The sequence below is a fragment of the Paenibacillus sp. FSL R10-2778 genome (assembly GCF_038593035.1).
GTDB lineage: Bacteria > Bacillota > Bacilli > Paenibacillales > Paenibacillaceae > Paenibacillus_AQ > Paenibacillus_AQ odorifer.
Genome location: NZ_CP151956.1, coordinates 3,441,028 through 3,454,275, shown reverse-complemented (window position 1 = coordinate 3,454,275; position 13,248 = coordinate 3,441,028). Strand labels below are relative to the sequence as shown.

Sequence of the window (13,248 nt, the reverse complement as noted above, 5' to 3'; positions counted from 1 at the left end):
CCCCTTGAACATTTATTGGATGGTTTGGTTTGCGAGACCTTCAGCCATCGGGTAATTCCATTCCACGACAGCTTCGGACAGCTTTTCGTCCACAATGGATCTATACTTCTGCTGCGCCAAATTCAGTGCGATGGCATCCTTCACATGATCGAGCGGTTGAACAACTGCATCATCTGCCGACAGGCAGTAAAGTAGATGGATAGCCCCATTTTCAGCAAACAAACTGCTAATCTCTCCCGGCGCCAGTTGCTCTGCGGTAAGCAATACCTTTGGATTTTCCAGAGCTGCTGTTCGCCGTGAAGCACTTGTTATTTTCACCTCGCCAACGTTTACGCCAAACTCTTTTGCCTGGTCTTGGAAGCCTGTGCCTGAAGAATCTGTTGCTGCTGTCGCTGTTGCTATTGCATGGAGCTTTTCCATTCTTTCTAAGGCTTTTTGCTGATCTTTGTACTCTGTTTCTGGGCCAAAGGGAAGCGTTGCCCATTCCAGACGAATCGTTCCCGGCAGAGAATATTTCGCAATTAGATTTGCTGCATATTCCAATTTCACCTGTTCGTCTGAAATCACGATACTTCCGTTACTGCGCATGGCCTCAATCGTGGCATCCTCAAGGTTGCTCATGTAATAACTGAAATAGGCCTGCGCCTCCAGATGAAGAGGACCATACACCACCTCCTTATTCGCTGCTGCCTGACTCCGCCGATTATTCTCGCGCTCCATTTCCTTGAGAAAACCTTCAAAACTGATATCCGTTACGACTCCTGCTTCTTGAGCAAGCTGTAGCTCCATCCGCTTCGTCAAAAGCTGAGTTTGAGCTGTATTGATCCATTTCTGCATTGGATTTTCGCCGGAATAGTAGGCAGACCAGAAGTCTTTTGAATAGTCGGCGTTGTAAGTTTGTTTAAAATAATCAACAATCAGTGCCCGATTCATTTGAAGATGCCAGTTGAACTCCGCTGCTGTGGCCTCCTGCCCGTTAAGGGTCAGAAGCATTTCTTCTGCTTGTGGAGCTTGCAACTTCTTCGCACCAATCAGCAGCAGGCTTCCTGCTAACAGAGCGGTCAGAATAACGATTAGCTGATTTCTTTTGGAATGAAGTTTTAGAGTCATAAGTTATTTCCTCCTCTCTCATCCTCGATGTTAAGCGCTTTCATTCTCTTCGATATTAGACATGTTTACGTTGAAATAACAGGCGGGAAAGCTGCGAAATGGTTTGCCATTTCACGATTTGACCGTAAAGCCCAGTTTTCGCCCTATAAAAAAATGCTGTCGGAGAATAGAGAAGTTACGTATTCGAACGTGGAATGTTGTACAATGTGCAAAAATTCAGCGCGTTTGTCGGGAGTGAGCAGCAGCTTGTTGTATATCAAGCATGATTTCCATGCAATTACGGGATCGGAGTGATTTATAGAAAAGTCGATTTGCATTCATCACCGATTCAGTGTGTTCCTCAATTTTTTTTGATTGTAAAATCATCTAATAAAAACAAAGGCAGTCCGGAATTTTCCAGACTGCCTTGCATTGTTCTTAAGACTGATCTGTGCCCGAAAACATACAGAAATTCAAGACTCCACCTTTGACAATCTCATCATGTGACAGAGAGTGGTGCTGCCATAGCGATCCGTTCCAGTGGACGGATTTACTGTACACATTGGCGGGGCTGTTGTTCTCTGCTTCAATGATCCATTGCTGCCCATTTTCAAGCTGAATAGTTACCTTATCAAAAAGCGGGCTGCCGAGCACATATTCAGGAATTCCAGGACTTAAAGGGTACAGGCCGATGGCGCTCCAAATAAACCAAGCACCCATGCTGCCGTTATCTTCGTCGCCGGGTAAACCATCCATCTGGCTGCTGAACAGTTTGGTCATGGTTTTGCGGACCCAATATTGCGTTTTGGACAGCACACCCAGTCTGGCAAATATATAAGGAATGTGGAAGCTCGGCTGATTGCTGATGGCAAACTGCCCCAGATCGGCGGAGGCCATTTCCGACATTTCGTGTATTTCCAAACCATAGGATCCCACTTTAAATACCGGTTCCTCGGTCATCAACTGATCCAGACGCTGGACAAAAGCCTCTTCACCACCCATCAGCCCGGCTAGTCCCGAGAAGTCGTGGGGCACTGCCCAGCTCCCCTGCCAAGCCCCGCCTTCACAAAACGGATTACCCCACTCCAGAGGATCAAATGCTTCCTGCCAAGTACCGTCCTCATTGCGACCTCTCATAAACCCAACTGTTGGATCAAACAGCAGCTTATAATTCTGTGCCCGAGCCATAAAACGCTCATAATCATCCATTTTGCCAAGTGTTTTGGCCATCTGCGCAATACAGAAATCTCCGTATACATAATCCAACGTGTTGCTTACACTTTCATGGAAACGGTCATGCGGCAGATAACCATGCTGCAAGTACAATTCAAGGCCCCTTCTGCCCAGCTTCTCGTCCACTGATGGACGATCTGCATGCTTCAGAAGACCTTCATACAGTACCTCTGTATCAAATCCGCCGATGCCCTTAACCACGGCATCCGCAGCTGCGGCATCAATCAGTGTGCCTGGCATGGCACTGCGCTCCCCTGGTGACAGCCACTTTGGCAGCCAGCCGCTCTCCTTGTATGCCAATGTCCACGCCTGTATAATCTCACCCAATAAAGATGGGAATAAGATACTGTATAAAGGAAGGCTGGTTCGGTATACATCCCACAGCCCGATATCCGAATACATTGGACCCTGGCAGATGCTGCCATTAAAAGGGCTGTAATGGATTTTCTCGTTCTGCTCGTTATATTCATGCCACGTTCTCGGGAACAGGCAGATTCGGTACATGCAGCTGTAAAAGGTGCGGAGGTTCTCTTCATCTGCGCTTTCAGCAACAATGCGCCCCAACCGTTCTTCCCAGCTTGCCTCTGCTCTATTCAAGATCTCTCCGAAGCTGTCTTCCCCAATCTCTCGGTTCAGATTAAGCAGCGCCTGCTCTCCGCTAATAAAGGAAGTCCCGCACTTCACTCCCACTATGCCAGATTCCGGTGTAGCTATTCCTACGTAAGCGCCCAGTCGTTCGCCAGTCCCTTCATGGGTCTCCAGTGGCTGATAATCTCCGTTAAAGATTCCCGACTCCTCCATGTGAAAATCCCTATCGAACTGGAACACGAAATACATCGCGAAATTATCAGGCACTCCGGCGGTATGGCCTCTTGTGTAGCCGGTGATTCTACGTTTATCCGGCTGGAAGGTGAGATGTGAATCACCTTTCAGAGGTGCTATAATAAGCCTGTTCTGCTGCCTCTCAGCGAAAGTTATTCTTATCGCTGCACAACGTTCGGTTGGAGTCAGCTCCAGCCGGGTGAGGTAACGTTGAAGAAACACATCGAAATAGTGAGGGAACACTTGCATCTCTTCCGTTTTGAAGGAAGAAGAACGTGAACCGGGACTGAGCAGCAGTGGACCTGTCTGCGGCAACAGGGTCAGATGCCCATAATCTCCGATCCACGGGCTGGGCTGATGGGTCAGCCGGATGCCCTCTAGGTGGCGATGGCGCGGGTGGAAGAACCAGGTTCCACCTGCTTCATAGGTTTGCGGGCACCAAGCCGCCATACCAAATGGCATCGCTGTAAGTGGCAGTGTATTGCCATGTGAATACCGGAAATCTGACTCCGTCCCCTGTAATGGATTTACATAATCTAACCAACCCAAATAGATACACTCCTTTAGCCAGTTTTCACCGGCTCTATATTCTCCGCTCTTTACTGATACCGGTTAAGATAATCGGAATACTTGAACATCTCCAGCTTCCACCCGCACAGACAGTTTTGTAGTTGTGGGTTTCAATAGATTCATTGGTTGAATTTCAGCGCTGCCATCATCAAACCACGGTTCGACAGAAGTATAAACACTACCCAGCGTAACGTCAGCCTTAACCGCCATATCCCCTTCATTATGAACATAAAGAAATGCCCCTCGGTCCTGCTCACCTTCCCACTCGGAGAGATCCGCGCGGACACCACCGCTTGCTTGTACATACGGCTGCAGCTTTAGTTCCTTCTGTAATAGATCCCGCACCAGCTGAAGCGTTCCGGGATGTCCATCCTGCCAGTAGGCAGCCGCAAGCAAGGTACCAAACCATACGGCCCGCCCGTTGCCATAAGCGGCGGTAGTCAACACAGGCATGCGGTCCTCGGCAAATTCAGCCAGTACCTTCACATGGCTTTCCAGCTCGATATCCGATTTGTAATAGGATCCGTGCGCCGTATCGTCTGCTGCCGATTCCTCCGCCTTGCTGTGCTCCATAACATTCCGCAACGGAATCGCTGTCCGTGATTCGAACGCAACCTGATGATAGCTGTGATCCAGGTTCTCAGCGGAATGAATCCAAGTCTCACGGACCCCGAACACCTGGTCAAATCCATAACCGGGCACCGTATAGCTGTGGCAGCCATTCTCTGCCTGAAGTGCACCGAACGAGCATTCCGAAATCAAGATCCCGCCCTTTTCCACCCACTGGCGTAGGATGTCACACAGTTTGCGGTTCAAATATAGAGGATAAGGCATCCACAAGCAGTGGTATTGCTCCAGTGTCTTCTCGTTAACATCCGTCTCATGCAGAAATTCAACTTTATAATTGAGCTCATGCAGTAGTTTATGGGCGCCTTGTAAGGAATCGTTGTAGGTGTCCAGATGATCATGTGCCGCAAAGTTAGCAACCTGGTTCTGCGGACTGAACAGAATGGCAATCCCGTCTCCGCGCCGTTTTGCATGCATCAGCTCTTGCTTATTGTTTTGCACCAGCTTATTTAGATGAGCCATATCCTTGTACCATGGGCTTGGACTTCCGTCCAAATATACACTGCCCCATGCAGGGGCCTCCTGTCCCAATATCTCTGGTCTGTACTGCCAGAACAAATATCCCGTGATGCCACGAGCGAGCGGGGTCAGAATATGCCGTTTCATTTCCCGCAGTTCCGGCTGACGCGGCTTCATTGCAGTATTGCCTGGCAAAGCATGAATCTCCGAATTGATAATGGGTTTACCTTTGGCGGCAGAGATCAGTAGATCAGCAGACCAGGCCGAGGACCCAAGGCTATTGCCTGTCAAGTCACAGGGCTCAGCCAGCTTGAAGTCGTCCGAACCCGCTGTAATCATATTAAAGATAGGGGCGGGCACAGTGTGGGCCATAACAGGATGCAAAAGATCCAGTGACTTCACTATATCTACCCGGCTCCGCAGCTCATCCGTTAAAGTACCGGACATGAACAGGCGCCAGTCCACCAGATCATTAAATACGCCTTGTCCACGCGGTGCCTCTACTTCCTCCCAGCTCCCGTAAGTCCGCTGCCATGATTCATTGAGGGCTTCCAAAGTAACATATTTATTTTTCAGCCATTCTTGGAACACCCACAGCGATTGCTCGCAATAACACACCTGGTTGTCAAAAGACAACTTGCGCTTGATTCCTGTGGTTAATTCAGGCTCATTCCATAAATCCCAGACCCAGAGCGCCGGATGATCCTTAAAAGTCTTCACCGTCTCCGCCAGAAACTTTGCCTTTTCTTCGGCGGCAGCTGGATGATGATAACAGGGCCCCGGCGCTCCGCCGATCTGGCGGCAGTTAATCGCCCTTGGTTCCAGAATGGAACCGTCCGCTGTAACCATTTTGGAATCAGGATATTTTTTATAGAACCAGGCCGGCGCCACGTCGAAAATTACATTCAAAATGACCTTCAAACCATTCCTCTGCGCAATATCCATTAGCTCCTGAATATCATCGAAATGATAGGTCCCTTCTTTGGACACACTCGCGCGCCATTGTACCCAATATTTCACACAATTGAAGCCCTGTCCGGCAATATTGCTTAGGTCTTGTTCCCATTGATCACGGAAGGGGGTCGGGGAACGGTAATATTGAAACCCAAATGGAATAAATGAATCTTGCATCTAGTGTACTCCTCCTACAACGTTCAATTTCGATCTCTCTATGTTTATAAAAGCGCTTACTGCTCTTTTACGCTTAAAGTCTATCACAGTGGATTTTGCAAAAGTTAGGATGGAATCCTATGAAACGGTTTGCGAAGCTGTTGAAATGTTTGATCCTTACGCTACGTGGCAGTCACTGCGCAGAGTCACCGGGGAATATACTGCGAAATCGTTTGCGATCCTGACAACCTCAGAAATTATACCTCCTCTTTAAGAGGTTTCATGTTTATAATGGCTGTAAGACATATTAGAAACTACTTCGAGGTGAAGCTAATGTTGAAAGCGCTTGTAGTGGATGACGAATATCTGGTCCGCATGGGCATCACCCAGACCATAGACTGGGCAGAATACAACGTCGAGATCATAGGAGAAGCCAGCAATGGCGAGGAAGGATTGGAGCTTGCCCTAGTGCACCGTCCAGATGTGATCATTACCGATATTCGTATGCCGTATATGAACGGTCTTGAGCTCATCGAAAAAATACGGGAACAGGACATGCTCGTAGGGATTGTCGTGCTCAGCGGTTATGACGAATTTCAATATGCGCAGGCTGCTTTGCGTTATGGCGCCTCCACCTATTTGCTAAAGCCCATTAATATAGAAGAACTTGCAAATACAGTTCGAAGCGTCGGGGATGAAATCCTTGGCAAAAAGCAACTCTCCAAGCGGTATTCACAGCTTAATGAGGAATTGGCCTCGATCTCCAAGCAGTTCTGGCAGGATTTGCTGCATGACCAACTGCATGACGAAGAGTTTATTTCAAATAAGATAAAATTACTGGAACTGCAATTGGAACCTGGAAAAGCTATCCTACCGCTGTCCATTACCTTTCCTCCTGATAACGGCCTTCAAGGAAATACTGTAGGCAAAGCGCTGGAGGGTGCAGCGGCGACTATTCTGGAAGCGCATTCTTTTGAGCAACTGTGTCTATTCCGGGACAGCCATCTGGAGTGGGTTATGATCCTTCGGACCGGGGAACCAGAGCTGGCCGGAGATTCTGCACGAAAATTGGGCAAACAACTATCTGAATGGAGCCAACAGCACTTCGGCCAGGCCTTAAGCGTCGGCATAGGTAAACCTGCGGGAGAATGGAACGGGATCGTAGATTCATACCGGCAGGCTGTACTTACTGCGCAGCGTGCCCTTTCTGGCATTGAACGTGTGCTGTATGCTGAAGAAGAGGCTGGGGCTCGGTGCCGGCGTGAAATCAGGGACGCACTCGCTTTTATCCGGGAGCACTATGCCGGAAACATTACCGTTGAGATGGTTGCTGCGGCGGTCTTCGTCAGTCCAACCCATTTGATGCATCTATTCCGTAAAGATCTGAACAAAACCTTTTACGAATGTCTGACGGAATACCGTATCGAGGAAGCCAAACGTATGCTGCGCAATCCGAAGTATCGGGTGTACGAGGTTGGCAATCAGGTCGGCTTCACCGACTCCAAATACTTTAGCCAGATCTTCAAAAAAATGACGGGCATCCCGCCGAGTGAATATGCAAAAACCTATGGGTAAGCGGAGACTAGCCAACCGGATGGATTCCTGGATGAGGCGGTTCAAGATCAAAAGCCGGATTGTTGTTGTTCTGTTAGCAGGACTGTCTCTGCATCTGGTGCTGATGCTCGTTATTTTCAATTTTTATTCCTATACCTACCTGCAAAAGGATCTGTACCGCCATGTCGTTCAGACTCAGCGCCAAATTGGGCTTAGCGTGGAGCTCATGGTCGATGACATTCAAATGTTGTTTCTGCGGTTTCTGGTGAACAGTGATATCTACCAAATCATCAATAATGATTCCCTGCCGTCAGCTGATAAGGAATCGCGAATCGGAGCTATCATCGACGGTATGCTGGCCCAGAACGACCTGGTGGGTAACGTGATTATCAGCACCAACGATAATATGCTTTATTCTTACCAGTCTAAGGAGCAGATGCTGGAGGTGCCTGAAGCCCTGTTCATCAAACGCATTCAGGAGAGCAGCATGCCTGTTGTCGGTGAGATCAAACGGGATGGAGAAGGCAATGCGTATATTCCATTCGGCCAGCAGTTCCGCAATTTCAATACAGGGCAAAATATCGGGGTCGTGATCATTTATGTCAGGGAGGCTGCTTTGGCGGACCTGTATTCCTCCAGCTTCACTGGCATCGGCTACTCCTTCCTGACTTCCGACAATCGGATTATTTCTCACCCCGACAAACGGCTCTTGGGCAATTTTTTGGAGGAAAACGCCCCTCTTCGCCCAGGTAAAAAAGAAGGCTATCGTACCTGGTCAGATAACGAAAATTCCTACATCATTGCTACTTATCCTTTGAATCCCCGGTTGGAGACACTTGGGGTCAGCTGGGAATTCACCAGTGTGATTTCCAATCACAAACTGCTCTCGGGAATCGCCAAAGGCAATCAAAATGCGCTTCTGTTCGCCAGCGTTACCTTTATTGTGCTACTGATTTTTTCCTTCTATCTGGCAGCCAAAATCACCCGTCCACTGCTGAACTTGAAGAAGAAGCTGAGCCTGTTTGGCAAAAAAGATCTGGCCGCTGTTTATGAACAGCGCGGTCAGGTTGATGAGATTTTTCAGCTTGAGAACAGCTACTATCAGATGGTGGAGCGGATCAGCCAATTAATGCTGGAGAAAGATGAGGAGAAAGAAAAGCAACGGAAAGCTGAGCTGACCGCACTTCAATCACAGATCAATCCCCATTTTCTCTACAACACACTGGATGCAATTGCCTGGATTGCCCGACTGAAGAAGCAGCCCGATATCGAACGGCTGATTTCTTCATTAGCTACCTTTTTTCGAATCAGCCTGCATAAAGGCGACAAGTTCGTGACCGTGGACGAAGAAATCCGCTTGGTGCAGAGTTTTGTGACAGTTGAGCAAATGAGGTTTCCGGATAAGTTCGAGATTGAATACGAGATTGAGGAATCGCTGCGCAAGGTTCGCATTCTGAAGCTGATTCTTCAGCCTATTGCAGAGAATGCGATCAAACACGGCATCAGCGAGAAACGCGGGATGGGCCGAATCTGGATTAAAGGCGAATTAGTGGCAGATGAGATTCGCTTCACAGTGACTGATGACGGGGTGGGATTTTCCAACGGTGCGACGCTTAGCCAAGCCAAGGAAGATGTGTTGTTTCAGAGCGGGTATGGACTAAGAAATGTGGACGAACGAATTAAACTGGAATATGGCCCTCAATATGGTTTAAGTATCTCCAGCACACCGGGGCAAGGCACCACAGTTACGATCAACTTGAAGAAGGAACTGCCCAATTAGCGAATTTAGTTTATAAATGCGGACATAACAAAGAAATCGATCCTTTTTGAGTGGGTAGGCGGGACTTCTACTTTGCTTAAAAAGACGATTTCTTGTTTTATTCTGAGTAGTGGCAAATTAAAGATACTTTCGAGAATTATAGGTGCTTTAGTTGTATTTAATACAGCTAAAGCACCCTTTTTTTGCAGCGAGCAGAAGTTTAAGTGTATTTGGTACATCTATACGTTCCAATTCTGTTGGCAGCAACTAACTTTCCGAATAATAAGTGTACTGAATACAACTATATCTTACTTCATCCGTTTATTGCCCACGCTAGATGTATGAAATACACTTCGGTTAGCGATTTTCATGATTCAGACTCCATCTTATCTTAGTCTTTCATTGTTGAATTAATCTTCAGGTACAACTGCTTCAGTGGATTAACTATACTGCCGCTAAGCACTGAGATCAGCAGCCAGAACACTATGAACACTACGATGTTCAGGGCGAGCATTAAATACTTAAACGTTCGCAGCTCTGCATTCATGCCATCTGCTGAGATATAGGTGACAATCCGCTCTGCCGATTCCGGTAGTGGATAGAGCAAAATCAGGCCGTCAGCCGTTTCCCGCTCCAGCAGATCTGCATCACCTCTGCCTGTACTATTTTGATCGATACCCTGTGTCACTGGCTCAGCCAAGGTAGCTTTTTCCGAAGTAACTAGTGCTGCTTTGATCTCCTGCAGGCGCTCCTTCGGGACATCGGCAGCACTCAATAGCTTCCCGTTTCCGGTCAGTAGGTAAACTTCATTTTCCCCGTAGATTGTATTCTCGCCAGATAGGTAGAAGCTGTAAAGCTTGTCAATCTCCACTTCGAGCGAGAGCAGACCGAGGACGTCTCCCATCGAACCCTTAATTTTTACTTCAAGCAACAGACGGTCGCGCAGATCCGAAGGTGCATTCATTAGATGCTCCCGGTTCAGCACCGTCCAGCGCAAAGCCTGCTCTCGGTTATTTAGAAATTGTTCCATCCCTGGTTCTTTTTTGATCTCTGCAAAGGGCAGCAACCCGGAAACATTGCTCGAGGAGTAAGTTCCCCCTGCTTCTCCCCAAATGTAAATGCCGAGAATGTCACTACTGGAAGAACGTATGCCCTCAAGTATCGGAGAGATTGCCCCGTCATATGTTGGTTTTTTCAGCGCATTCTGCACCACCTGGTTGTTGGATATAAGCTTCGAGGTCTCCTCCAGCCAGTTCATGAACAGAAGTGTGTTCTTATGCTGCTGGCCAGTGTACTGAACGGATAGCTGCCGCAGCATGTCAAGGCTTCTATGCTCCATAGTACGGTACAGAATGAAGCTCGAAGCGACAATATAGACAGTAATGAACAACACCAGGACTAGGCGGATATTGCGGCCGAACGATCTGAACATATGACTTCCCCATCCCCCTCCGGTGTATGAATCATGAAAACAAAATCAACTGAAATCAGACTAACAGCTAAGGTGACTAATGTCGATCTCCTTGTAAAAGGAACCCTCATCTGTCTCATGCACTTCATGATTAGGCAGAATTATTGTAATTGCCGATCCGGTTTGCCAGGAAGCTTTCATGTGGAAGATCTCCTGTCCTGTTACTGAACGGATCTCCCATTTGATGTTTATTGGGCCGATACTTGTATTTACGGTTCCGCTGGCCTGCCGCAGTTCTCCATAGTGGGGCTTTATAGTTATTCCCTCTATTCCTTGTTGGACACCCAATATCCCTCTGGTGAACTCAGTGATCGGCAGTGCGCTCCATGCGTGGCAGTCACTTCTGGTGCCGGTTGAATCTATTTCTGGAAGTGTAGTGAGATTAAGCTCCAACTGCTTCAACCACCGTGTCCATAGTCCGAACGAGCGGTCATACATTCCGCATTTCTCTAGCGCGCGGAATAGATAGTAGCTCATCGGCAACGAAAGCTTAGCCAGTGATGTGTCTGTTAACGTTGACTCCAGCAGTGCCGCCCCTTCTACAACATCCACTGTGCCCGCCAAAACCGCCCAGACCTGCGTGTGCTGGCTATGCTGCGTTCCCGCAGTTGCCTCCGGACTGTCGCGGAACAGCAGACTGTTCGTTAGCCGGCAGCAATCCATTACCGCAGCGTTGACCGCCGCTTTGCGTTGACGCAGTTCACCAGCAATCTGTGTCCAACCGCTGGCTGCAAGCAATTCAGTCGCTTGCTCCAGCGCGGCCGCATACATCAGGCTCAGTACGGTTGCGGGTGCATCATCCGTACAATCCGGTGCGCCGAGCGGCCATTCCTCCACCCAATCGAAGTAATTCCAATATTGGCGGGGCGTTCTGTCCACCAGACCCTCCGGAGTCAGATGTTGATCGAACCAGTCCAGCACAGATAACAGCGCTAACCGGTACTGATTCACCAAGGCCATATCCCCGAAGGATCTGTAGTGGTCATGAATCATTCCGATCCAATATAGGGAGAAGGAAGGAATGACCTGCGGCAGCACAGAGGGATAGCGACTTTGCAGCATCCCGTTTGGTAGCTGAGAGGCCTTATAATCTTCCATAGCTCTCCGCGCTAACCGGTCGTCCCCTGATAATAGGTACGTAAACTCCATCATCAGTTTGGTATCCATGGTATACTGCAGCTGTTCATAATACGGAGTATCCTCGTAGGTCTCATGCATGCAGCGCTGAAGTGTTCGTACACTGAGCTCCCATAGTTGGTTATATTGTTCATCGGAGCAGTGAAAGTTTCCTTCCGGCTGCAGTGGATATCCGGTCTCCCTATAGCTAAAGCTGGAAATCGTTAGAGGCTCGACACCAGCCTGCACTTCCAGCCGTACATAGCGGAAGGTACGGAACCAGAACGGTTCGTAGATTTCCGTACGCGCAGAGATGCCGTAACCTGCCGGGTGATAGCTATCGTAACCGCCTCTTAATACATGTTCCTTCGTATTATCGCGGACAGCTTTGCGGCGAATCTCATCATCCCCCGTTTCTTCTTCATAACACTCAGCGCATAATAGGGTAATCCGGCTACCTTTGCCTCTAAGAAGTCTAAGCTGCAAATACCCTGTGGTTAGCTCGCCAGCATCCAACTCCAACCAAAAATGTTGCCCTGCTTCTATTGTTATTCCAGCGGAAGGCAGTACTGCGTTGGGTGAAGCGCCGCCATCTCCATTTCGCAACTCCAGACTATGCCCTTCCTCAAAAAAGGCATGCCCTTCCCCGCTACTGCTGCGCATCAGCTTCAGAAAAAATTGCTCCCGCTCATACAACAGCGGAATCGGACGCCGGGCCAGCTGCCAAGGGGTTAATTGGCCATATTCATCCCGCACCGGTTGCACAATTCCGCTAGCAAGCCAGGCACTGTCATCATATTCGGGCAGTGTCCAATCCAGCAGCGCTGCGTCACCCTCCACTTCTTCCAGTCCACCCATCCAGCGTATGATCGGAAACTGCTGGAGCTTATAGCTGCGATCCTTAATACTTTTCCATGAGCTATCCGTATTTAGCTCCTGTACTAGCTGCCCGCCTTGTGTAACTGCCGCTTCCACAAGCAGCCCACCTTTTTGCGAGCGCCAGACGGACAAAGGTCCGTCTTCACCCAGTTCAAAGGGCGTAGTCCCTGCATAATGAACGACCATAACAGCAAGCACATTTAAACCTGGTTGTAGAACATTGTCCAGACTGAATTCTTCATAATACTGTATATGACCATGTCCTTTACAAGGACCGGCCCATAAACGCTGCCCATTGACGAACAGCCTGTAGCGGCTGTCTGCGGTAATGGCCAAATCCAGGGTGCAGGTCTTTCCGATACCAGCTGGCAGTTCGAACACTCTGCGAAAGTACGCACCCTCGTGCTGCTGTTCCCTATCCGCTGATCCTTGCTCCTCCTGCGGCCAGATCCAGCGTGCTCCCCAGTCTCCCCATTCTTTTGCTGCCATGTTATGCATATCTCCTTTATCTCATTTAAGTAGTTAAGGCAATCTACGCAGAAACGGCATCGCCGCCCTT

7 protein-coding genes are annotated in these 13,248 nt (G+C 48.7%); 2 read left to right on the top strand and 5 right to left on the bottom strand.

Annotated features, from left to right (window positions below; genetic code table 11):
* Positions 1-12: 12 nt before the first annotated feature.
* From NST40_RS15315 to NST40_RS15305, 3 genes are all read right to left on the bottom strand, one after another.
* Entirely contained in the window at positions 13-1,110 is a 1,098-nt protein-coding gene (locus NST40_RS15315) for a hypothetical protein (RefSeq protein WP_076125520.1), read from the bottom strand.
* A gap of 417 nt (positions 1,111-1,527) precedes the next feature.
* A complete protein-coding gene (locus NST40_RS15310) occupies positions 1,528-3,693 on the bottom strand; it encodes a GH92 family glycosyl hydrolase (RefSeq protein ID WP_342410874.1) in 2,166 nt (721 codons plus the stop codon).
* A 63-nt stretch (positions 3,694-3,756) separates the two neighbouring features.
* Complete coding sequence (locus tag NST40_RS15305; RefSeq protein WP_342410873.1) at positions 3,757-5,931, bottom strand: alpha-amylase family protein; 2,175 nt, start codon at positions 5,929-5,931, stop codon at positions 3,757-3,759.
* Between the two features lie 270 nt (positions 5,932-6,201).
* Between NST40_RS15305 and NST40_RS15300 the strand changes: the two genes are divergently transcribed.
* Positions 6,202-7,485 carry a response regulator gene (locus NST40_RS15300; RefSeq protein ID WP_342410872.1) on the top strand — a complete coding sequence of 428 codons (1,284 nt, stop codon included), beginning with the start codon at positions 6,202-6,204 and terminating at the stop codon, positions 7,483-7,485.
* A gap of 31 nt (positions 7,486-7,516) precedes the next feature.
* Complete coding sequence (locus NST40_RS15295; RefSeq protein ID WP_339248741.1) at positions 7,517-9,244, top strand: sensor histidine kinase; 1,728 nt, start codon at positions 7,517-7,519, stop codon at positions 9,242-9,244.
* Between the two features lie 370 nt (positions 9,245-9,614).
* On the opposite strand, the gene NST40_RS15290 is transcribed toward NST40_RS15295, so the two are convergent.
* Together NST40_RS15290 and NST40_RS15285 are read right to left on the bottom strand one after the other, a co-directional pair.
* Entirely contained in the window at positions 9,615-10,655 is a 1,041-nt protein-coding gene (locus tag NST40_RS15290; RefSeq protein WP_076144076.1) for a hypothetical protein, read from the bottom strand.
* Between the two features lie 60 nt (positions 10,656-10,715).
* Positions 10,716-13,178, bottom strand: coding sequence for a hypothetical protein (locus NST40_RS15285; RefSeq protein ID WP_342410871.1), 2,463 nt, complete (start codon positions 13,176-13,178; stop codon positions 10,716-10,718).
* Between the last annotated feature and the right edge of the window lie 70 nt (positions 13,179-13,248).